Source organism: Micromonospora sp. SL4-19, assembly GCF_047921475.1.
In the GTDB taxonomy this organism is placed as follows: domain Bacteria; phylum Actinomycetota; class Actinomycetes; order Mycobacteriales; family Micromonosporaceae; genus Micromonospora.
Map to the genome: position 1 here is coordinate 54,520 of NZ_JBLROB010000030.1, position 19,984 is coordinate 74,503.

The 19,984-nt window shown below is 70.3% G+C and carries 21 protein-coding genes; 12 read left to right on the forward strand and 9 right to left on the reverse strand.

Annotated features, from left to right (window positions below; all coding sequences use genetic code 11):
- The first annotated feature begins 58 nt into the window (after positions 1 to 58).
- The 4 genes from ACNAVT_RS26310 (at position 59) to ACNAVT_RS26325 (ending at position 4,847) form a co-directional block, all read left to right on the forward strand.
- Positions 59 to 892, forward strand: a complete 834-nt coding sequence (locus tag ACNAVT_RS26310) for a hypothetical protein (protein ID WP_416300011.1) — start codon at positions 59 to 61, stop codon at positions 890 to 892.
- Between the two features lie 159 nt (positions 893 to 1,051).
- Complete coding sequence (locus ACNAVT_RS26315) at positions 1,052 to 1,732, forward strand: hypothetical protein (RefSeq protein ID WP_416300013.1); 681 nt, start codon at positions 1,052 to 1,054, stop codon at positions 1,730 to 1,732.
- Between the two features lie 135 nt (positions 1,733 to 1,867).
- Positions 1,868 to 4,192, forward strand: coding sequence for a transglycosylase domain-containing protein (locus ACNAVT_RS26320; RefSeq protein ID WP_416300044.1), 2,325 nt, complete (start codon positions 1,868 to 1,870; stop codon positions 4,190 to 4,192).
- A gap of 46 nt (positions 4,193 to 4,238) precedes the next feature.
- Positions 4,239 to 4,847, forward strand: a complete 609-nt coding sequence (locus tag ACNAVT_RS26325; RefSeq protein ID WP_416300014.1) for a YdeI/OmpD-associated family protein — start codon at positions 4,239 to 4,241, stop codon at positions 4,845 to 4,847.
- Positions 4,848 to 4,940: 93 nt separating this feature from the next.
- Here the strand turns inward: ACNAVT_RS26325 and ACNAVT_RS26330 are convergent, their stop codons facing one another.
- The 6 genes from ACNAVT_RS26330 to ACNAVT_RS26355 form a co-directional block, all read right to left on the reverse strand.
- Positions 4,941 to 5,333: a hypothetical protein gene (locus ACNAVT_RS26330; RefSeq protein ID WP_416300016.1), complete on the reverse strand. Its 393-nt coding sequence runs from the start codon at positions 5,331 to 5,333 to the stop codon at positions 4,941 to 4,943.
- 75 nt (positions 5,334 to 5,408) lie between these two features.
- Positions 5,409 to 5,612, reverse strand: a complete 204-nt coding sequence (locus ACNAVT_RS26335; protein WP_416300018.1) for a rhodanese-like domain-containing protein — start codon at positions 5,610 to 5,612, stop codon at positions 5,409 to 5,411.
- The gene (locus ACNAVT_RS26340) at positions 5,612 to 5,944 is read right to left on the reverse strand and encodes a hypothetical protein (RefSeq protein ID WP_416300020.1); all 333 of its coding nucleotides are present in this window, start codon (positions 5,942 to 5,944) and stop codon (positions 5,612 to 5,614) included. The genes ACNAVT_RS26335 and ACNAVT_RS26340 overlap by 1 nt, the downstream gene beginning before the upstream one ends.
- A 158-nt stretch (positions 5,945 to 6,102) precedes the next feature.
- Entirely contained in the window at positions 6,103 to 6,585 is a 483-nt protein-coding gene (locus ACNAVT_RS26345; RefSeq protein WP_416300021.1) for a cation:proton antiporter regulatory subunit, read from the reverse strand.
- Between the two features lie 174 nt (positions 6,586 to 6,759).
- Entirely contained in the window at positions 6,760 to 7,419 is a 660-nt protein-coding gene (locus ACNAVT_RS26350; RefSeq protein WP_416300023.1) for a response regulator, read from the reverse strand.
- Complete coding sequence (locus ACNAVT_RS26355; RefSeq protein WP_416300025.1) at positions 7,412 to 8,371, reverse strand: HAMP domain-containing sensor histidine kinase; 960 nt, start codon at positions 8,369 to 8,371, stop codon at positions 7,412 to 7,414. The genes ACNAVT_RS26350 and ACNAVT_RS26355 overlap by 8 nt, the downstream gene beginning before the upstream one ends.
- Positions 8,372 to 8,621: 250 nt before the next feature.
- Between ACNAVT_RS26355 and ACNAVT_RS26360 the strand changes: the two genes are divergently transcribed.
- The 5 genes from ACNAVT_RS26360 to ACNAVT_RS26380 all read left to right on the forward strand — a co-directional run bounded on the left by ACNAVT_RS26360 (position 8,622) and on the right by ACNAVT_RS26380 (position 14,168).
- On the forward strand, positions 8,622 to 9,122 hold the full coding sequence (locus ACNAVT_RS26360; RefSeq protein ID WP_416300026.1) for a cation:proton antiporter regulatory subunit: 501 nt from the start codon (positions 8,622 to 8,624) through the stop codon (positions 9,120 to 9,122).
- A gap of 141 nt (positions 9,123 to 9,263) precedes the next feature.
- The gene (locus tag ACNAVT_RS26365) at positions 9,264 to 9,446 is read left to right on the forward strand and encodes a hypothetical protein (RefSeq protein WP_416300027.1); all 183 of its coding nucleotides are present in this window, start codon (positions 9,264 to 9,266) and stop codon (positions 9,444 to 9,446) included.
- A 516-nt stretch (positions 9,447 to 9,962) separates the two neighbouring features.
- Positions 9,963 to 12,074 carry a PQQ-dependent sugar dehydrogenase gene (locus tag ACNAVT_RS26370; protein ID WP_416300029.1) on the forward strand — a complete coding sequence of 704 codons (2,112 nt, stop codon included), beginning with the start codon at positions 9,963 to 9,965 and terminating at the stop codon, positions 12,072 to 12,074.
- 21 nt (positions 12,075 to 12,095) lie between these two features.
- Complete coding sequence (locus tag ACNAVT_RS26375) at positions 12,096 to 13,043, forward strand: sugar phosphate isomerase/epimerase family protein (RefSeq protein ID WP_416300031.1); 948 nt, start codon at positions 12,096 to 12,098, stop codon at positions 13,041 to 13,043.
- A 297-nt stretch (positions 13,044 to 13,340) separates the two neighbouring features.
- Positions 13,341 to 14,168, forward strand: coding sequence for a DUF72 domain-containing protein (locus ACNAVT_RS26380; RefSeq protein WP_416300033.1), 828 nt, complete (start codon positions 13,341 to 13,343; stop codon positions 14,166 to 14,168).
- A 164-nt stretch (positions 14,169 to 14,332) separates the two neighbouring features.
- On the opposite strand, the gene ACNAVT_RS26385 is transcribed toward ACNAVT_RS26380, so the two are convergent.
- Positions 14,333 to 15,151 carry a PrsW family intramembrane metalloprotease gene (locus ACNAVT_RS26385; RefSeq protein ID WP_416300034.1) on the reverse strand — a complete coding sequence of 273 codons (819 nt, stop codon included), beginning with the start codon at positions 15,149 to 15,151 and terminating at the stop codon, positions 14,333 to 14,335.
- 169 nt (positions 15,152 to 15,320) lie between these two features.
- Between ACNAVT_RS26385 and ACNAVT_RS26390 the strand changes: the two genes are divergently transcribed.
- The 3 genes from ACNAVT_RS26390 to ACNAVT_RS26400 all read left to right on the forward strand — a co-directional run bounded on the left by ACNAVT_RS26390 (position 15,321) and on the right by ACNAVT_RS26400 (position 17,108).
- The gene (locus ACNAVT_RS26390) at positions 15,321 to 15,875 is read left to right on the forward strand and encodes a hypothetical protein (RefSeq protein ID WP_416300035.1); all 555 of its coding nucleotides are present in this window, start codon (positions 15,321 to 15,323) and stop codon (positions 15,873 to 15,875) included.
- A gap of 234 nt (positions 15,876 to 16,109) precedes the next feature.
- The gene (locus ACNAVT_RS26395) at positions 16,110 to 16,865 is read left to right on the forward strand and encodes a phosphotransferase family protein (protein ID WP_416300037.1); all 756 of its coding nucleotides are present in this window, start codon (positions 16,110 to 16,112) and stop codon (positions 16,863 to 16,865) included.
- Positions 16,866 to 16,946: 81 nt separating this feature from the next.
- On the forward strand, positions 16,947 to 17,108 hold the full coding sequence (locus ACNAVT_RS26400; RefSeq protein WP_416300038.1) for a hypothetical protein: 162 nt from the start codon (positions 16,947 to 16,949) through the stop codon (positions 17,106 to 17,108).
- A 37-nt stretch (positions 17,109 to 17,145) separates the two neighbouring features.
- On the opposite strand, the gene ACNAVT_RS26405 is transcribed toward ACNAVT_RS26400, so the two are convergent.
- Positions 17,146 to 17,601 (reverse strand): hypothetical protein, encoded by a 456-nt coding sequence (locus ACNAVT_RS26405; RefSeq protein ID WP_416300040.1) that lies wholly within the window; start codon positions 17,599 to 17,601, stop codon positions 17,146 to 17,148.
- Between the two features lie 147 nt (positions 17,602 to 17,748).
- Entirely contained in the window at positions 17,749 to 19,980 is a 2,232-nt protein-coding gene (gene katG / locus ACNAVT_RS26410; RefSeq protein ID WP_416300046.1) for a catalase/peroxidase HPI, read from the reverse strand.
- Positions 19,981 to 19,984 lie beyond the last annotated feature (4 nt).

A 19,984-nucleotide genomic window follows, 5' to 3' on the forward strand; every position in this document is an offset into this window, starting at 1 on the left:
TTCGGTAGAGTGCGCGTGTTGACCGTCGCCAATGGCCGAGGGTCGGAGGGGTGCCGGCATGACTCCACGGGGCGAGCAGTGGACGCGGGTCGCGCTGCGCCTCGGGCTCCTGCTCGGCGGTGTCGTCGTGGCGTGGGGCGCCTACGAGGCCGCCACCGCCGCGGCCGCCTACGCCGCCGACCGGCCCCCAGCCGCATCGGGCGCCGCCGTCGACCTGCCCACCGACGTCCGCCACCCACCCCACCCGGCGAAGAAGCCCCACAAGGCCACCGCCCGGCCCACGCCGCCGGGCCAGGCCAAGAACCGCACCACGCCGCCGGGGCAGGTCAAGAACCGCACCACGCCGCCGGGCCAGGCCAAGAACCGCACCACGCCGCCGGGCCAGGCCAAGAACCGCACCACCCCGCCAGGCCAGGCCAAGAACCGAGCGAAATCACCCCCGGACCCCGGGCAGATCGGCGAAGACGCGCCGACCCCGGTGGATGACGTCCTCTCGCAACCGGTCCGGAGCGGTGCGCCCAGCCCGGCGACCCACGCACCGCGCCCGGTCACCGAACCGGTGCGGGCCGGGTTGAGTCCCAAACACGCCGGGACCCGCCACGCCACGACGGCGAACCGGCACGCGGTGGCCGCTCTCTGCTCGCCGCCGCCCCTCGACCGGTCGGACGGCCCGCGCCCGCTTCGCTCGGACGCCAGCTCTGCGCCGGTCACGCCGGTCCACCGCAGCAGCGGATCCGCCTCTTCCGCCCCGTCCGGCGCCGCCCACGGCGACTCCGCCGACGCCTCCGCCATCGCCTGGGCGCAGCCCACCCTGTCGGGGCACCCGTGCCGCCCGACCGGTGGCGGCGCCCTCCCGTCCCGCTCGCCCCGCCCGGGCACCCGGCCCACCTGACCGGCGAGCCGGTCCGCGCCGTCCGCGCGGCACCGGCGGTCGCTGTACACCTGTCAGCCTGACGGCCCCTGTGGCCCGCGCCGGCCCGTGGCGTCCCCGCGGCAACGCCGGCATCCCTCCCCCGATGCACTCGATCACGATGGTGACCAGGAGTTATCCATGAACGTGAAGATGACCGCCGTCCGGGCCCGGTGGGGCGACATCGGCCGGATCGTCGATCTCGTCACCGCGGCCCTCTCCCCCACCGATCTCGGCGCCTGGCTCGTCCCTGACGAGCGACGCCGGCATGCCATCCTCGCCGCCGTAGCCCGGATCTGGACCGAACACGCGCTGCTCTTCGGGGACGCGTTCCTGCTCGCGGACGGCACCGCCGCGACCGTCTGGTTCCACCGCTATCGGCCGATCCCGCCCCCGGCCCGGTACGCCGACCGGCTCGCCCTCGCGGCCGGTGAGCTCCAGGACCGTTTCCTCCGGTTCGACCAGGCCCTCAACGCGCGGCGCCCCACCGAGGCGCACAACCATCTGGCTCTGCTGGCCGCGCCGGGTCCGGCGGGTCCGCGTCGCGCCGCGGCGATTCTCGCCGGGGCGCAGCGCTGGATGGACACGCTGTGCCTGCCGACGTACGCGGAGGCGTTCACCGACGCCGACCGCGAGCTGTTCCGGCGACACGGGTACAGCCACCGGGACGCCTTTCCGGTCGGTGACGACGCGACCACGCATTCGATGTGGCGGTTGTCGCCGTTCTGGACCGGCCGGTCCGGTCGCAATGCCGGCTCCCCGGTGCGGCGTCCGCTCGTCGTGCCGCGGAACGGCCCGGTGCGGGGGTGGGCGCTGCGCTGAGCCACCGGCACCGGGTAGCCGACGAACACCACACCCGAGGACGGCGGGGGCGGGCGGGTCACCGCAGGTCCGTTAGCCTGGCGAACCGAGCAATGGACACGATTCGGCCGAGCAGTCGGAGGGTATCGGGTGCGGATGCTGCCAACCGGTGACAACGACAACGCCAATAGTTACACCGTCCCGCGCACGGGGCGGAAGCGTCGACGCCACCGCGTGCTGATCTTCCTGGCGGTCTTCGCGCTGCTGGCCGGCTCCGGCCTGGTCGCCGGCGGCTACTACTTCGACAGCGTGCCCACGCCCACGGACCTCAAACTCCCGGAGTCGACCACCGTCTACTACGCGGACGGTCGCACCCCGATGGCGAAGCTCGGCGATGAGAACCGCACCATCGTCCCGTACGACCAGATGAACGACTCGGCCAAGCAGGCCATCGTGGCGGCCGAGGACCGCTCGTTCTGGACCAACAAGGGCATCGACTTCAGCGGCGTGCTCCGCGCCGCCTGGTCGAACCTCACCGGCGGGCAGCGCCAGGGCGCCTCCACCATCACCCAGCAGTACGCGCGGGTCGCCGCCGATCTGACCGGGGTCACCTACTCGCGGAAGCTGCGCGAGGCGGTCATCGCCTGGAAGCTGGCCGACAAGTACAGCAAAGAGGAAATCCTCGGCTTCTATCTGAACACGGTGCCGTTCGGGCGCGGCGCGTACGGGATCGAGGCGGCGGCGCAGACGTACTTCGGCAAGACGGTGCGCCGGGACGCGCCGGCGTCCCATCAGCTGACCCAGGCGGAGGCGATGGTGCTCTGCGCGATGGTCAAGCAGCCGGAGGCCGATCCGAACGACCCCGAGGGTTCGCCGGGCTACGACCCGCGGCGGAACGCGAAGGCCAAGCAGAACTCGATCGCCCGTTGGACCTACATCCGCGACGGCATGCTGAAACTGGGCTACCTGACGCCCGAGCAGGCGACGAACCTCGCGTACCCGGACACGGTGAAGCCGGTCGACCCGAACGCCGGCCGGTCCGGGCTGGACCAGCCCACCGGCCTGGTCGTCAACCACGTGCTCAGCGAGCTACGCCAGACCGAGCAGTTCCAGGGCAAACCGGACGAGGTCATCCGCGATGGCGGCTACAAGATCGTCACCACCATCGACAAGCGGGTCCAGGACGCGGCCGAGGCGGCCGCCGACATCCGCCGCGACACCGCCCCCGAGGCGGTGCGTGGCCAACCGGACAACTGGCAGGCCGCGCTGGTGGCGGTGGAACCGGGCACCGGGCGGGTACTCGGCTACTACGGCGGCAACAGCGGCAGGGGCGCCGACTACGCCGGCTGGTACTACGACGAGGACGGGCAGTCGCACGGGTTCGGCCAGCACCCACCGGGCTCCTCGTTCAAGGTGTACGACCTGGCCGCGGCGGTGCAGGACGACATCTCGGTGAAGCAGCACTTCGACTCGCCGGAGACCAAGGAGTTCCCCGAGTCGGGGCGTACCAAGGACAGCCCTGCCGGCCCGATCCGCAACGCCGAGCACGCCTCCTGCCAGCCGAACTGCGCGCTCTGGGAGGCCACGGTCGCCTCGCTGAACGTCACCTACTTCGAACTGACCGAGAAGCTGGGCACCGCCAAGGTCATCGACATGGCGAAGCGGGCCGGGGTCGACTCGATGTGGGCGACCGAGAAGGGCAACCCGCAGCCGCAACGGGTGGACCTGCGCGACAAGCCGGCCGCCGAGTCGGCCAAGCTCTTCTCCACCGAGGTCGGCATCGGCCAGTACGGAATCAGCGTGCAGGACCACGCCAACGGGATGGCCACCTTCGCGGCCGGCGGCAAGCGCGCCGAGGCGCACTTCGTCCGCTCGGTGACCAAGGGCGACGACAAGGTGTACGCCGAGGAACTGGTGCAGACCGACCTCGGGCTGGACGAGGAGGCCCTCAACCAGCTCGACTGGACACTGCGCCGGGTGAAGGCCGCCAAGCTGGACAACGACTGGGACTCCGCCGGCAAGACCGGCACCTGGCAGGCGGGGAAGAGCACTACGCAGAACGTGCACACCTGGATGGTCGGCTGGACCGGAGCGTTGGCCGCCGCCGTCTGGCTCGGCACCACCGACGGCAAGCCGCTGAAGACGAAGGACGGCAGCTACGAGGTGTACGGGTCCAGCGGCCCCGGGCCGATCTGGCGGCAGTTCATGGAGCAGGCGACCGGGGCCCTGAAGCTCGACCCGGACAAGTACCGGTTCGCTGACCCGAAGTTCCCGGGCGACGCCCCGCCGCCCCCCACCCGGGCACCGGCCCCGACCACGACGTCCCCCACGCCGTCGGCACGGCCGACGCCGACCGTGACGCCGTCAAGCCCGAACCCCAGCCCGACCGACCTGCCGACGTCCCTTCCGACCTGGTCACCCACGCCGACCCCGACGTCGACGCCGAGCCTGAAGCCGTCGAAGACCAAGGGCCCGCGGTGACGGCGGGCCCGGATCCCGGCTCGAGCCTTCTGAAGGAGCTGTCACGATGGCCGGCGAGTTACCGGAGCTGATCGTCCCGGACGCCACCGCCTGGCGGGACTGGCTCGGCGCGCACCACGCCGACCCTGACGGCGTGTGGCTGATCCTGGCCAAGCGAGGCAGCCGCGAGCCCACCACCCTCACCTACGACCAGGCGCTCGACGAGGCGTTGTGCCACGGCTGGATCGACGGCCAGGTCAAGGGCCGCGACGAGTCCACCTTTCGCCAACGCTTCACCCCGCGCCGGGCACGCAGCCCCTGGTCGGCCCGGAACGTCGGCATCGTGGCCAGGCTGACGGCGCAGGGTCGCATGCACCCCGCCGGCATCGCCGAGGTGGAGCGGGCCAAGGCCGACGGCCGCTGGGACGCCGCCTACCCCGGCCCGGCCACTGCGGAGTTGCCGGAGGATCTCGCCGCCGCCCTGGCCGCGGAGCCCCGGGCCCGGGCGATGTTCGACATCCTCACCGCCCAGAACCGGTACGCGATCATCTACCGGCTCGGCACCGCGAAGCGGGCCGAGACCCGCCAACGCCGGATCGCGCAGTTCGTCGCCATGCTGGCCCGCGGGGAGACCATCTATCCGCAGCGCCGCGGGCTCGGCGAGCCGGAGGAATGACGACGCGACCACCTCGGCCCTGATCCGGCGAGCCGGGTAGAGCCGGCCGCCGCGCCGCGCGCGTGCCGAGGCAACATCGGCACCCGGTCGAGATCAGCCGCCCAGGTCCTTGAGATGCACCGTGCCCAGCAGGCGTCCCTGCGGGTCGGTGACGATCACGTAGATCAGGTGGTGGTCGCGGAGGTGGGACTCGACGCCGGCCAGGGCCACGTGGGGGCGAACTGTCGACGGACCGAGTTCCATCACTTCGTGGACTGCGGCGCCCGGGTCGCCCGCGAGAGCGGCGTACCGGAGCCGGCCGAGCAGGGTGCGATCGCTGGCGAGAACCAGGGCAAACCGGTACGGGGAGGCGTCGACGCGGGCCCGTACGGCGGCGAGCGCCTCGTCAGTGCCCGCAGTGGGTACGTCGTGGCGCAGGCGGCTGCCGGCGCTCGGCGCGCCGGCCTCAGCGCCCTCGGTCGGCAGATTGTGCGCGAGCCAGTCCACCTTGCCGGCGGCGTAGTCGTAGACGTCGGTGAAACCGAGGGCTTCGAGCCGGCACGCGGCTCGCGGGCTCTGGTCTCAAAGGCCGTCCCAGCAGTAGACGACGATCGGCCGGCTGCGGTCGAGGGGCGCGGTCGTGTCGGCGTTGAGGGTCTTGAGGGGGATGTTGAGCGCGCCGGGCAGATGCTGGTCGGCGTACTCGGCAGCGGGCAGCACCTCGACGAGTTGGGCGCCCGCGTCCAGGAGCGCACGCAGCTGCGGCAGATCGACCCGGGCGACCATCAGCCGGCAACCGAGGCGGATACCCGTTGCCGCAGGGCGGCCAGGATCCAGGCGTCGGGTGGGATGCCGCGAAGGCCGTCCTCGGCCGGGTAGAGCCGGCACTGCAGCCCGTAATCCGTGCGCTGCGCGGCGGTCGGGTCGACATCGACGCCGTCGATCCGCAGCGTCGGCGAGCCGAGGAACCGGTGCGCCAGCGCGTCGTCGTCGGTCTCCACCGCGCGCTCGTGGATCGGCTCGTCCACCCCGGCGGTGTCGAGCAGCGCCCGCAGATGCGGCACAAAGCTCTCGTGGCTCGGGCAGCCGTCGAAGTACCACACCTCGATCACGCTCATCAGTCCTTCCCCGTTTGCAGACCGAAGGGCAGCAACCACGCGCGGGTCGGGCCGCACCTGCGACTTTAGGCGACACCGTGCCGGTTCCGTTCCCGATCGGGGCAACGCCGCTCGCCGGCAGTCGCCGTGCGGCAGCCGACGGTGTCTTCCACGCGGGCTCAGGCTTCGGCGAGCAGCCGGGCGACCGCGGAGGTGCCCTCGGCGGTGCCGACGACCACGACAACGTCATCGGCGTGGAACACGAAGTCCGGGCCTGGGCTGGCGTGGACCTGCTGACCGCGCACCACCGCCACGATCGACGCCCCGGTGCGGGTACGGGCCCGGGTGTCACCGAGCGAACGCCGGTCGTACGGTGACCCGGCCGGGATCGGGATCTTCTCTGTGACGAGGCCTTGGACCTGCTTGTGCAGGGCGTCGACGCGTTCGACGATCCGGTTGGTGGCGAGTAGCTCGGCCATGCCGTCGGCTTCGTCGGCGTTGAGGGTCAGGGTGACCGCGGCCATGTCCGGGTCTTCCCGGCTGTAGACAACGACCTCGCGGCGGCCGGTGCGGTGGAACACCACCCCGACCCGCCGTCCACGCTCGGTGACGAACTCGAAGAGCAACCCGATACCGGGCAGCGCAGTGCGATGCACCTCCATGCCGGCACACCCTCTCTCGATCGACGCCGGGTCTGGTCACGACAGGGTAGTCCGGCAGCCGTAGGTAGGGCGCGCGCCGAATCGACGACGCCACGAGCGCTGGGCGGCGATTGTCCACATTGCGCCCATGATGACGATGATCGGCGGGTGCGCGGACCGCACATCTCGGCGCCGCTACGGCTCGATCAGGCCGGCGCGGATGGCGTAGCGGGTCAGCTCCAGCCGGTCCCGCAGGCCGAGCTTCTGCAGCAGGTTGGCGCGGTGCCGTTCCACCGTCTTCACGCTGATGAACAGCAGGTCGGCGATCTGCTTCGACGAGTAGCCTTCCGCCACCAGCTTCAAGACTTCTTCTTCCCGGTCGGTGATGGTTCTGCCGGGCTGGTCGTCGCCCCTGGCAACGCGTTCGAGGTAGTTGCGGATCAGCGCGTTGACCGCGCCGGGATACAGGAACGGTTCACCACGCACGGCGGCGCGGCACGCCTCCACCAGGTCACGGTCGGCGACGGACTTCAGCACGTACCCGGACGCCCCGGCCTTGAGCGCTTCGAAGAAGTACTGCTCGTTGTCGTACATCGTCAAGATCAGAATGCGCATCTCGGGCATCAACCGGGACATCTCCCGGGCGGCCTGTAAGCCGGTGAGGCGCGGCATGGCGATGTCCAGGATCGCCAGGTCGGGCCGCTCCGTGCGGGCCTGGGCGACCGCTTCGGCGCCGTCGGCCGTCTCGGCGACCACGCACAGATCCGGTTCGTTGTCGAGGATCAGTCGCACCCCGCGCCGGACCAGGGCGTGATCGTCGGCAAGCAGGATGCGCGTCGGTCGCACCTCACCCATCGGCAATCGCCTCCTGGCGGATGGGCACCAGTAGCCGCACCTGACTGCCGCCCCCGCGCGCCGGCCCCACGGTCAGGTCCGCACCGACGAGCAGCGCCCGCTCCCGCATCCCCCGGATACCGGCCCCCTCCGCCGCGTCGCGCAACCCGCGGCCGTCGTCACGGATGCACAACTCTACGCCGTCGGGGCGGTGGCGCAGGGTGAGGGCGACGTGGCGGGCGTCGGCGTGACGTGCGCTGTTGGTCAGCGCTTCCTGGGCAACCCGGTAGAGCACCAGTTCGGCCTCCTCACCCAGCTCGGGGAGGTCGTTGTCGACGCTGGGACGCACGGTCAGCCCGGCCGTGGAGAACTCGCCGGCCAGGGCCTTAAGGGCACTGGCCAGGCCGAGTTCCGCCAGCACGCCGGGGCGCAGCCGGCGAGCGATCCGACGGATCTCGTCCAGGCTGTTGCGGGTCGTCTCCTGCACCTGGTGCACCTGATCACGTACCGGTGGAGGCGCCTGGTCGGCCACGCGTTTGAGTTCGAGCAGGACGGCCGTGAGGGTCTGACCGATCTCGTCGTGCAGTTCCTGAGCGATGCGGCGCCGCTCAGCCTCCTGCGCGGACAGGGCGCGGGCCGAACTGGTGGCGCGTTCGGCCTCCAGCCGATCGAGCATGGTGTTGAAGGTACGGATCAGCTCGGCGATGCCGTCGTGGCCGGTGACAGCCAGGCGATGCCCCGGGCGCAGCAGGTCGATGGTGCCCATCGTGCGGCTGAGTCGATCCAACGGGGCCAATCCGATGCGGAGCAGCAACCCGTTGGCGACCAGCATGGCGGAAAGGCCGCAGGTCAGGATGAGCGCCTCGGTCAGCAACACCGGGGTGGACACGGTGACCGGGCCCAGCATGAGCAGCGCCAGAGCCACCGCAAGGACCACCGCGTTGAGCAGGAAGATCCGCCAGAACAGCGACACTCCGTGTGGCCTCCTCGATCGTGCTATCCCAATTTCCGCCCGCCCGCCTGCATCCGACCGTAGCCGTACCAGGCTGACTCGCCCCCGGTCGGCTGTCGATCGGGGCTGACACCCATTTCCCGCTGGGAGCGGACCCCCGGACGAAGCGGCCCCCGCTCGTGATTTGGGTGTCGGCACGGATGGTGGTCGCCGGGTGACACGGGCGAGGGTTGAACCGTGATGCCGCCTGACGCATTCGACCGGAGGACACATGAAGATCGAACGGACCGCACTGCCCGGCGTCGGCATCAGCCACACCGCCACCACCGCCGGCCGCCAGCGTCTCGGCGTCATCTGCCACCTCACCGGCCGCCGCGATCTCGTCTTCTACGACCCCGATGACCCGCAGGCGGTCACCGCCACCGTCGTCCTGCAACCCGGTGAGGCGCACCAGGTCGCCGACCTGCTCGACGCCACGGTCACCATCGACCACCTCGCCGACCTCGAACAGCAGATCGCCGGCATCACCGCGGCCCGCATCCGCATACCCGCCGGATCCGCCTACGCGGACCGCCCCATTCGCGACGCCCGCGCCCACACCGGCGCGTTGATCGTCGCCGTCATCCACGACCAGGAGATCACCACCGCACCCGATCCCGACCTCGTACTCCACCACGGCGACACCATCGTCGCCCTCGGCGACCAGGGCGCCATCACCGCGCTGGCCGACCTCCTCACCACGGAGCACTACCATCCGTCAGGGCACCGTTGACGTTCTCTCCGCTGTGGGGCGGGGATTCCCGCCGCGCTGCGCGGGGAACAGCGCGCGCCGCAGCGATGCCGCCCGGTCCCTCGGTAACCGCCACGACGGCAGCGGATCGGCCAACATCATGCGATTGCATACCGTGAGGTCGTGACCGGCCGCGACGAAGTCGCCGGGCCACTCGCCGACCCATGGCGCCAAGCCCGAGCCACCCGAAGTTCGTCGCCGGTCACCCCTGAGCCGATCAACGGCTCGAAGTCGTCCACCGTGGACACCGCTCCCCAGTACCCGACGGCCACCGGTTCCTTCGGCGGCTCGGCCAGCTTTGCCTGAGCGGGCACGGCGGTTCCGGCCACGAGCGCGGCCGAGGCGATGGTCGCGGTGATGAACGCCCGAGGTCCCATGCGGTCTCCCCGATCGGCTTGGGGTGGATCTACCGCCTACTCCCCTGACCGGCGACAGGCAAGCCGAAGATGCCGAGCGTCCCGTGCTGGGCCGACGACCAATCCGAGCAGCCGCGCCGACTTTCGTCAACAACAGACGAAAGTCGGCGCTCACACGGTGAAAGCTATGGACATATCGACATTAGTTTTGTTAGCGTCGGCCGTCAACCGGCGCGACCGATCCCCTGACCCACGTGCAGCACGCGCCACCACCGCGGCCGCCTCCCGTCGACGACCTTCGGGTAGCTGACGATGCAGCGCGGCGCGGACGCCGCCGGCCAGCGCCGCGCTCGGCGCGCCCCACGCAGCGAGCGGCTCAGCACCCAACACACCGGATCGTCCACAAGAGGAAACCAGCAGTACGTCCCGACCTGCCCCGACCCGTCCCCAGCCAAAGGAGAGGCAGATGAAGAGACGACTTGCGCTCGCCGTAGCGAGCCTGACAACCACCGCCCTCGTCGCCACACCAACCGTCTCGATGGCCGAGCCGGGCACGACGAGCGCGCCCCCCGAGTCGAAATTCCAGAAGGTCACCCTCAACGACACCCCGGGCGAGCCGATGGACCTCGCCGTGCTGCCCGACAGCCGGGTGCTCCACGTGACCCGCCCTGGGGAGGTCTGGCTGCACGACCCCACCACGGGCCGCAACACCCTCGCCGCGACCCTCGACGTCTACCGGCACGACGAGGAAGGCCTGCAGAACGTCGCGATCGATCCCAATTTCGGCAAGGCCGGAAACAACTGGGTCTACCTGTACTACTCACCACCGATGAACACTCCGGTCGACGACCCGTCGACCCCGAACGTCAACGAGGGCGACGCGCCGGCCTGGGGCACGCCCGCGGACTTCGAGCCGTTCAAGGGAGCGATCCGGCTCTCCCGGTTCCGGTTGGTCAAGGACAAGCTGGACCTGTCAACCGAGCAGCAGATCCTCGACGTGCCGGTCGACCGGGGCATCTGCTGCCACGTCGGCGGAGACATCGTCTTCGACGCCAAGGGCAACCTGTACCTGTCCACCGGCGACGACACCAACCCGTTCGAATCGGGCGGCTACACCCCCATTGACGAGCGGCCCGGCCGCAACCCGGCGTACGACGCGCAGCGCAGCTCGGCGAACACCAACGACCTGCGCGGCAAGATCCTGCGCGTCAAGGTACGCGACGGCGGGGGCTACACCATCCCGGACGGGAACCTCTTCCCGCGGGGCACGGCCGGCACCCGGCCGGAGATCTACCTGATGGGCCTGCGCAATCCGTTCCGGATCGAGTTCAACCGCCAGTCCGACGAGCTGTACGTCGCCGACTACTCGCCCGACGCCGGCGAGGCCGACCCGCTGCGCGGACCAGCCGGGCAGGGCAAGTGGGCCACGGTCCGTAAGGCCGGAAACTACGGCTGGCCCTACTGCGCCACCGCACAGCTGCCGTACGTGGACTACGACTTCGCCACCGGCCGGTCCGGGCAACCGTTCAACTGCTCCGCGCCGGTCAACGAGTCACCGCACAACACCGGCCTGCGCGAGCTGCCGCCAGTGCAGCAGCCGGACGTCTGGTACGGCTACGGCGCCTCGGCGCAGTTCCCGGAGCTGGGCACGGGCGGCATCGGGCCGATGGCCGGGCCGGCGTACCACTTCTCCTTCCCGAAGACGCAGGGACGCGCCCCGGTGGCGTGGCCCGCGTACTACGACGGCATCCCGCTGTTCCACGAGTGGACCCGGGACTACGTGAAGGGCTTCCGGCTGAACGCCGGCGGCGGTGTCGGCGGGATCGAGCCGGTGCTCCCCTCGTTCACCTTCGACAACCCGATGGACCTGGAGTTCGGCCCGGACGGCGCGCTCTACGTGCTCGAGTACGGCGACGGTTTCTTCAGCGAGAACCCGGACGCGCAGCTGGCCCGGATCGACTACATCGGCTGGAAGGGCAACCACACCCCGGTGCCCCAGGCCTCGGCCACGCCCACCAACGGGGTCACGCCACTGACCGTCGCCTTCTCCAGCGAGGGCACCCTCGACTACGACGGCGACCGGCTTTCGTACGCGTGGGACTTCGACAACGACGGCAAGGTCGACTCGCGGGTGGCGAACCCGACGTTCACGTACCAGAAGAACGGCCTCTACAACGCCACGCTCAAGGTGAGCGACCCGGGTGGGCTGTCGGCCTCCGCGTCGGTCCGCGTCGTGGTCGGCAACGCCGCGCCCGTGGTGGAGCTGGTCAAGCCGGTCGCCGGCCAACCGTTCCAGTTCGGCGACACCGTGCAGTTCGAGGTACGGGTGACCGACGACCAGCCGGTGGACTGCTCGCGGGTCAGTGTCACGTACATCCTCGGCCACGACCAACATGGGCACCCGCAGACCACCGCCAACGGCTGCACCGGCTCGATCCATACGACGGTGCCGTCCGGCCATGACCCGGGCAAGGACAACCTGACCGCCGTGTTCGTGGCGTCCTACACCGATCCCGGCGGCAACGGGCTGCCCGCCCTGACCGGATCGGACGAGGTCGTCCTGGTTCCCACCGCCTGATCCCCGGAAGAAGGAGTCACCATGTGTTACGGACATGACGGAGAAGCCGCGCTGCGGCGGTCCGTCGTTGACCGACGGAGCCTGCTACGCGGCTCACTGACGGCGCTCGCCGGCGCCGGGCTGGCGTCGTCGGCGCTGGGCGCGACGGCAGCGACGGCCACCACCCGCAGCACCGGGCGGCCGCACGTGCCGCCGGGCCTCATCAGCATCCAGCTGTGGACCGTACGCGACGCGCTGTGGGGTTCCCCGGGATACGACGCGACCCTCACCCACCTCGCCCGGATCGGCTATCCCAAGGTGGAGCTGGCGCTCGGCTACTTCGGTCGTACCGCCGCCCAGCTGCGCCGGTTCCTGGACGACATCGGCATCCGGGCCAGCTCCAGCCACGACGGGATCAGCGAGGACGCCGCCAGTCTGGACCAGAAGATCCGGAACGCGGTTACCCTGGGCCAGTCCTACCTGGTGGTGCCATACCTGTACTCCGAGCGCGAGGACGACTGGAAGCGCTGGGCGGAACAGATGAACGTCGAGGCCGCGGCGGCGGCCAAGGCTGGCCTGCGCTACGGCTACCACAACCACGCCCACGAGTTCACCATCGACCTCGGACGCGGCAAGCGGCCCTGGGACGTGCTGACCGCGGAGCTCGATCCCAAGCTCGTGCACCTGGAGATCGACATCTACTGGGCCGTCACCGGCGGCATCAATTCCGGCGACGGCGTGACCGACCCCGAGGGCTTCACGCTGGATGTCATCCGCTCCGCGCCGCAGCGTGTCCTGCAGTACCACGTCAAGGATCGGCACGCGTCCGACGGCGACATGGCCGACCTGGGCACCGGGATGATCGATTTTGGCCGGATCTTCCGTGCCCATTCCGTGCAGGAGTACATCGTCGAGAACGACACCCCCGACGTGACCCCGCAGCAGACGGCCGAGGTCGGCTACCGCTACCTGCGCAATCTGCGGTTCTAAGAAGCGCGGAAGGAGTTCTGACGAACGCCAGGGTCGGCGTCCTGGTACGTGGACGCTCGCGACTCGACGTGCCGGAACTGCCGGCCCTGGTGTTCACCACCCCGATTTCGCACGATTCGGCCGACCCGGTGGAGCAGATAAGCAATGACCAGTTCCCTCGGCGGAGGGAGCATTCCGCTGAGCCGCGGGTACGCCCGAAATCCGGCCGGATACCGTTCCTGCCTACGGCGCGGCTCCCGCCGCGCCGGGTCCGTCGAACGGTGGGAGGGCAGGGTGCGCCTGCACGTGGGGTGCGCGATGTGGACACACAGGTCCTGGCAGGGACGCTTCCTGGCGCACCCGCTGCCGGCGCACGAGCGGCTGCGCGCCTACGCCGGCTGGTGCACCGCGGTCGAGGGGAACACCACCTTCTACGCGACCCCGACGCGGGAGACGGTGGCCTCGTGGGCGCAGCAGACCGACCCCGACTTCCGGTTCGTGCTCAAGCTGCCGAAGGTCGTCACGCACGAACGTCGGCTCACCGGCGCCGACGAGGATCTCCGGGTCTTCCTCAACGCGATCGAACCCCTCGGTCCACGAGCCCACGCCCTCTGGATCCAGTTGCCGGGCTCGTTCGGCCCCGCCGACGTACCGGCGCTCGCCCGCTTCCTGCGCGGGCTTCCCACCGCCCACCGGTACGCCGTGGAGGTCCGCCACCCCGCGTTCTTCGACGACCCCCGGGCGGTGCGGACGTTGGAAGAGACGCTCGTCGGGGTCGGCGCGGAGTGGATCCCCTTCGACACCACCGCGTTCTTCCGCACCCCACCGACCAGCGAGGCGGAACGGGAGGCGTGGACCAGGAAGCCGCGTACGCCGCTACGCACCCGCGCGCTGACCGACCGGCCGATCGTCCGGTATCTCGGCCGCGACGACCCCGCGCAGACGGTCCAGGGCTGGCAGCCCTGGCTCGACGTGATGACCGGCTGGCTGCGCGAAGGCCGCTCGCCGACCATGTTTGTACACACCCCGGACAACGCCGACGCGCCCGACCTCGCCCGCAGATTCCACGACGAGGTCCGGACGCGCCTGCCCGAGGTGAAGCCGCTGCCCGAACCCGCGCCGGTCGGGCCGTTGACGCTGTTCTGACTGTGACGCGGGGCCGGCGGCGACGCGACCCCGCGGATCGCGGCGCGGCCACTCGCCGAGGCTGGCCGGCGTGGACGTCTACCCGGCCAGACCCGGGGACCCGGCGCATTCGACCCCGCGCGGTGTTCGACGGCGGTGGGACGGCTCCGCTCGGGGCCGAACGGTCAGCGTCGGTGTCCTGCGGTCTCTTGTCGCGGCACGGCGGCCCGCCGGGCGGTCGTGGTGGCCGACGGATCCCGGTAGAGGTGCAGTTGCAACAGCAGCCAGCCCAGCGAGATGCCGCCGATCAGGAGGTAGGCGGTTCGGGTGTCGAAGGTGTCCCAGCAGGCGTGCAGCGTCACGGCCGCCGCGAAGGTCAGGACGAAGGCGACCAATCTGCGCGCGCCGGGAGCGGCGGCGACCGCGAACAACGCGCCGGCGGTCAACCCCGTCCAGGACAGGTGGGCGGCGGGGGCGGTCAGCCCGCGGATCAACAACGTCTGCTCGACGGCCCCCAGGTTGCCCTGCGACCCGACCAGCGCGGTGAACGCGTATCCCATGGTCTCGAGGGCGGCGAACCCGGCTCCGGAGGCGACGCCGATCACCAGCCCGTCGCCCGGCGACCGGTGCCGCCGCCACAGCAGCAGGATGCCGGCGGGCACGACCAGCTTTGCCGTCTCCTCGATCAGGCCCACGAACACCATCGGCAACACGCCGAGACGGTGCAGTGCGTCGTACTCCAGCCAGCCCGCGGTGACGACGCCGAGCACCCCGCCGAGGAACGCCGACAGGCCCACGATCGAGCCCGGAACCCGCCAGCGGCCCGAACGGCCCTGCGCGAACGTCAGGAACGTGGCAGGGGCGATGGACGCGCCGAGCAGGATCAACGCGGGTACGAAGTTGATGTTCCGGGTGCCGGCCAGAGCCTCGAGCACCAGCAGGTAGAGCCCGACACCGACCACCAGCACCGCGACCCACGCCCAGCGCCGCGCGATGGTAGCCATAGCGATCAGTATCGTCGTGGCCGTCCTGGAGCGCAGTCGGCGGATCGGTCGAAATGCCGCACGGGCCGGTCGCCAGGCCCGAGCCGACTGGCATGTGGATGGCACGTAGCCGGACCGACACGCCTGGATGGGGAGGCCCTAGGCTGACGCCCATGCCGCGGAGCATGCAGTGATCGACCTGGACGAGCACAATCACCAGCCGGCGGAGTCGGGTTCCACCGCCCATGACCGCCTCGTGATCAGACAGAAGTTTGCCGTGCGGCTCGTCGCCGTCTTCGTGGTCGGCGTTGTGCTTGGCGGTTTCGGGGTCAGCCAACTGCGAGACTCGCGTGATCAGCGGGAGCGGAACGCCGTGGTCGCACTCGTGGCCGTCCCTCAAGCGGCTATGGGAGGCTCGGCCTCCCCGGGATCCGTCCAGCTGTCCGGGTATTTGATGCTGATCAACGCCGGCCCCGCGCCGATCACCGTCCATGGGGCTCAAGCAGGGAGGCCGGGCGTCGTGCTGAACAGCATCGGACAACCCCGGCTGTTGCCCCCTGGCAGCACCGGTCAGCTCGTGGTCGAGCTGCAGTTCGAGTGCTCGATCGCATTCCAGCCAGAGCCACTGTCGCTACGGCTTTCGGTCGAGACCGATGACAAGCAAGTCAGAGAGGTCAGCTATCCCGTCGCTCTCGCAGGAAGCCTCTGGGAGCGCGAAGCTCTGTTCGATTGCGAGCACGTCTAGGCACGGCGGGCTGACGCGAAACAGACCAGGCCAAGCGCTGAAGCGGGATCTCCTCGTCGGGCAGTCGTAGACCGTCCAGCCTCCCGAGACGGGGCCAGGTGGAACGCCCTACCGGACGAGCGACCTGCGCCCCGTCTGGGGAGTCTGTTAGGCCGTGTATCGAAGTCGGTGGTGGTTCACGGCAGAACCGGCGGCCCGCAAACTCCGGCGACATCGGCGGCCATCCCCGCCAGGATGGCCGGTATGGAAGAGGTTGAAGTCGTCGTCGCCCACAGCCAGCGCGCGACGCTGCGTGTCGGCGACGTGTTCCTGAAGGTCGACGGCGACCCGGCGCACGCCGACGTCGAGGTGCGGGCGATGGCCATGGCGCCGATACCGACCCCGGCGATCCTCTGGCGCGAGCCGCCCGTGCTCGCGATCGCCGCCGTGCCCGGCAAGGCGCTCGGCCTCCTCGGCGAACCGTCGGCCGCATCGCCGGCGGCGTGGGCTGCGGCGGGTGCCGCCATACGGAGGCTGCACGATGCGCCGTTGCCGCCGTGGCCGGGGCCCCGGCTCGACGACGTGGCGGCGGAGCTCGACAGCGAGTGCGCGTGGCTGCTCGCCAACGCCGTTCTGCCCGCCGAGGTGATCCGACGCAACCGCGAGATCGCCGAGGCCGCGCTCCGGCCGTGGAAACCGGTGTTCATCCACGGCGACCTGCAGATCACCCACGTGTTCGTCGACGGCGACGAGGTCACCGGCGTCATCGACTGGTCCGAGGCCGCCCCCGGCGACGCCATGTTCGACCTCGCCACCTTGACGCTCGGGCACGAGGAACGCCTGGACGACTTGCTTGCCGGCTACGGCGCCGGCGCGGACCGGGAGGTGATCCGCGCCTGGTGGTCACTGCGCAGCCTGGTGGCGTCGCACTGGCTGATCGAGCACGGCTTCGATCCGGACGCGCCGGGGTGCGAATTCGACGTGCTCAGATCCCGGATGCAGGAACCCTAGTAGCTGGTACGGCGGCCGGCCGGACCGCCGCACACGAGGAGTCGGGAAAGGCCCTCGTCCAGGGGCTGAGAGGAGACGACCATGACGGCGTACCTGATCACCTTCAACGATGAGTGGGTGCCCGACGACGCGGCGGCGCGATACTGGGCTGGCAGGCTCGCGACCGTGCTCGACTGGCCGCAGGAGGTGCACCGGTTCCGAGGCCCCGGGGAGGCCCGGCGTAACGGATCTGGGGAGGAGTGAGCACGGCGCCCAGGTATCTGCGGACGAATGCCGCGTATCAGTCAAGGCAGCGGACGTTGACGGCGATGTGCTGCGGCTGACCACCCGTGTCTCGGTGTAGGACCTCAAGCCTGACTCGGTGTCGGTCCATCGAAACGGGGTCGTCGCCCTCACCGGCCAGGCAGGTGGGATACGTGCCGCTGGCGTGGATTGTCCCGTTCGCGTCTTCCCAGGTGTCGGCGATCACTGCGTAGATGGTGTCGCCATCGAGAGGGCTCCGCGTCGTCCCGTCTTCCTCAAAAGCGATCAACCTGGTCTGGTCGTTCGACCAGGTGACCGTCCCGACCAGTACCTCCGTCCTGGCGGTGTAGGGATCGTGGACGAGCGTGGTGGCCCCGACGCCACCAAGGACTCCCACGGCGACCAGGGCCAGAGAGAACGCGATCGGGGCGAGGCGGCGATGTGGTGGTGTAGAGGCCGCAGCCTGCAGCGAGTCGGGGAAGGCCACGGGCATGCCGGCAAGGGTACGCGTGCCGCGAGTAACGCCACTCGTCAGGCGGCCAACGCGATCACCCGATCGTGAACCGACCGGAGGAGGCCGATCAGCGGACCGAGGACGTCCAGGTCGGCCGGCGCGGGCCGACCTGGACGTCCGCCAGGATCAGGCGAGGTCGAACCGGTCGAGGTTCATCACCTTGACCCAGGCAGCGACGAAGTCGTGCACGAACTTCTCCCCTGCGTCGTCGCTCGCGTAGACCTCCGCGAGCGCGCGCAGCTCCGAGTTCGAACCGAAGAGGAGGTCGACGCGACTGCCGGTCCACTTGACCTCACCCGTGGCGGGGTCACGGGCTTCGAAGGTCTGTGCGTCCTCGGACGTCGGCTTCCACGTCGTGCCCAGGTCGAGCAGGTTGACGAAGAAGTCGTTGGTCAGCGACCCGGGGGCCGTGGTGAAGGCACCCAGCGGCGACTGCTGGTAGTTCGCACCCAGGACGCGGAGACCGCCGATGAGAACCGTCATCTCGGGCGCGCTCAGGGTCAGCAGGTTCGCCTTGTCGATCAGGAGGAACTCGGCCGGCAGGCGGTGGCCCTTGCCGAGGTAGTTGCGGAACCCGTCCGCGGTCGGCTCGAGCGCGGCGAACGACTCCACATCGGTCTGCTCCTGCGACGCGTCCGTACGTCCCGGCGTGAAGGGGACCTCGACGGCGTAGCCGGCGTTCCGAGCGGCCTGCTCGACGCCGATACCACCGGCCAGCACGATCAGGTCGGCGAGGGAGATCCTCTTGTCGCCGGTCTGGGCGGCGTTGAACCCCTCCTGGATCTTCTCCAGGGTGTGCAGCACGGTCGCCAGCTCGTCGGGGTTGTTGACCTCCCAGCCGTTCTGCGGCTCGAGGCGGATACGCGCCCCGTTGGCGCCGCCGCGCTTGTCGCTGCCCCGGAACGTCGACGCGGACGCCCACGCGGTGGATACCAACTGGGACACCGACAGCTCCGAGGCGAGGATCTGGCCCTTGAGGGCGGCGATGTCCTGCGCGTCGATGAGCTCGTGCGCCACCGGCGGGACGGGGTCCTGCCACAGCAGCGCCTCGGCCGGGACCTCCGGGCCGAGGTAGCGAGCGATTGGACCCATGTCGCGGTGGGTCAGCTTGAACCAGGCCCGGGCGAAGGCGTCCGCGAACTCGTCCGGGTTCGCCAGGAAGCGCCGCGAGATCTGCTCGTAGACCGGGTCGAACCGGAGCGCGAGGTCGCTCGTGAGCATCCGCGGTTCGCGGCGCTTCGACGGATCGTGCGCCTCGGGCACCATGTCGGCGCCCGCGCCGTTCTTGGGCCGCCACTGATGCGCGCCGGCCGGCGACTGCATCAGCTCCCACTCGTAGGCGAAGAGGATGTGGAAGAACTCGTTGTCCCACCGGGTCGGGTGGTAGGTCCAGGTGACCTCGATACCGCTGGTGATGGTGTCGGCGCCCTTGCCGGTGCCGAAGCTGTTCTTCCAGCCCAGGCCCTGCTCCTCGAGCGGAGCGCCCTCGGGCTCGGGGCCGACGTGGTCGGCGGGGCCCGCGCCGTGGGTCTTGCCGAAGGTGTGACCGCCGGCGATGAGCGCGACCGTCTCCTCGTCGTTCATCGCCATCCGGCGGAACGTCTCACGGATGTCCCGGGCCGAGGCGATCGGGTCCGGGTTGCCGTTCGGGCCCTCCGGGTTGACGTAGATGAGGCCCATCTGGACCGCGGCGAGCGGGTTCTCGAGCTCCCGGTCGCCGGTGTAGCGCTGGTCGCCGAGCCAGGTGGTCTCCGGGCCCCAGTAGACGTCCTCGTCGGGCTCCCAGACGTCCTCGCGGCCACCGGCGAAGCCGAAGGTCTTGAAGCCCATCGACTCCAGGGCCACGTTGCCGGCGAGGATCATCAGGTCGGCCCACGAGAGGTTCTTGCCGTACTTCTTCTTGACCGGCCACAGCAGACGGCGAGCCTTGTCGAGGTTTCCGTTGTCCGGCCAGCTGTTGAGCGGCGCGAATCGCTGCTGCCCGGCGCCGGCGCCACCGCGACCGTCACTGATGCGGTAGGTGCCCGCGCTGTGCCACGCCATCCGGATCATGAACGGGCCGTAGTGGCCGAAGTCGGCCGGCCACCAGTCCTGCGAGGTCGTCAGGACCTCTGCGATGTCCTGCTTCACGGCGGCGAGGTCGAGGGCCTTGAACGCCTCGGCGTAGTTGAACTGCTCACCGAGGGGGTTGGCCACGGCGGGGTTCTTGGCGAGGATCTTCAGGTTGAGCTGGTTCGGCCACCAGCCGCGGTTACCGCCGCCCTGGGTCGGGTGGGGGGCGCGTCCGTGTGCGACCGGGCAGCGGGACTCGCTCCCCGCGTTCGCGTCATGGACGACGGCGTCGTGGTTCTCAGACATCGGA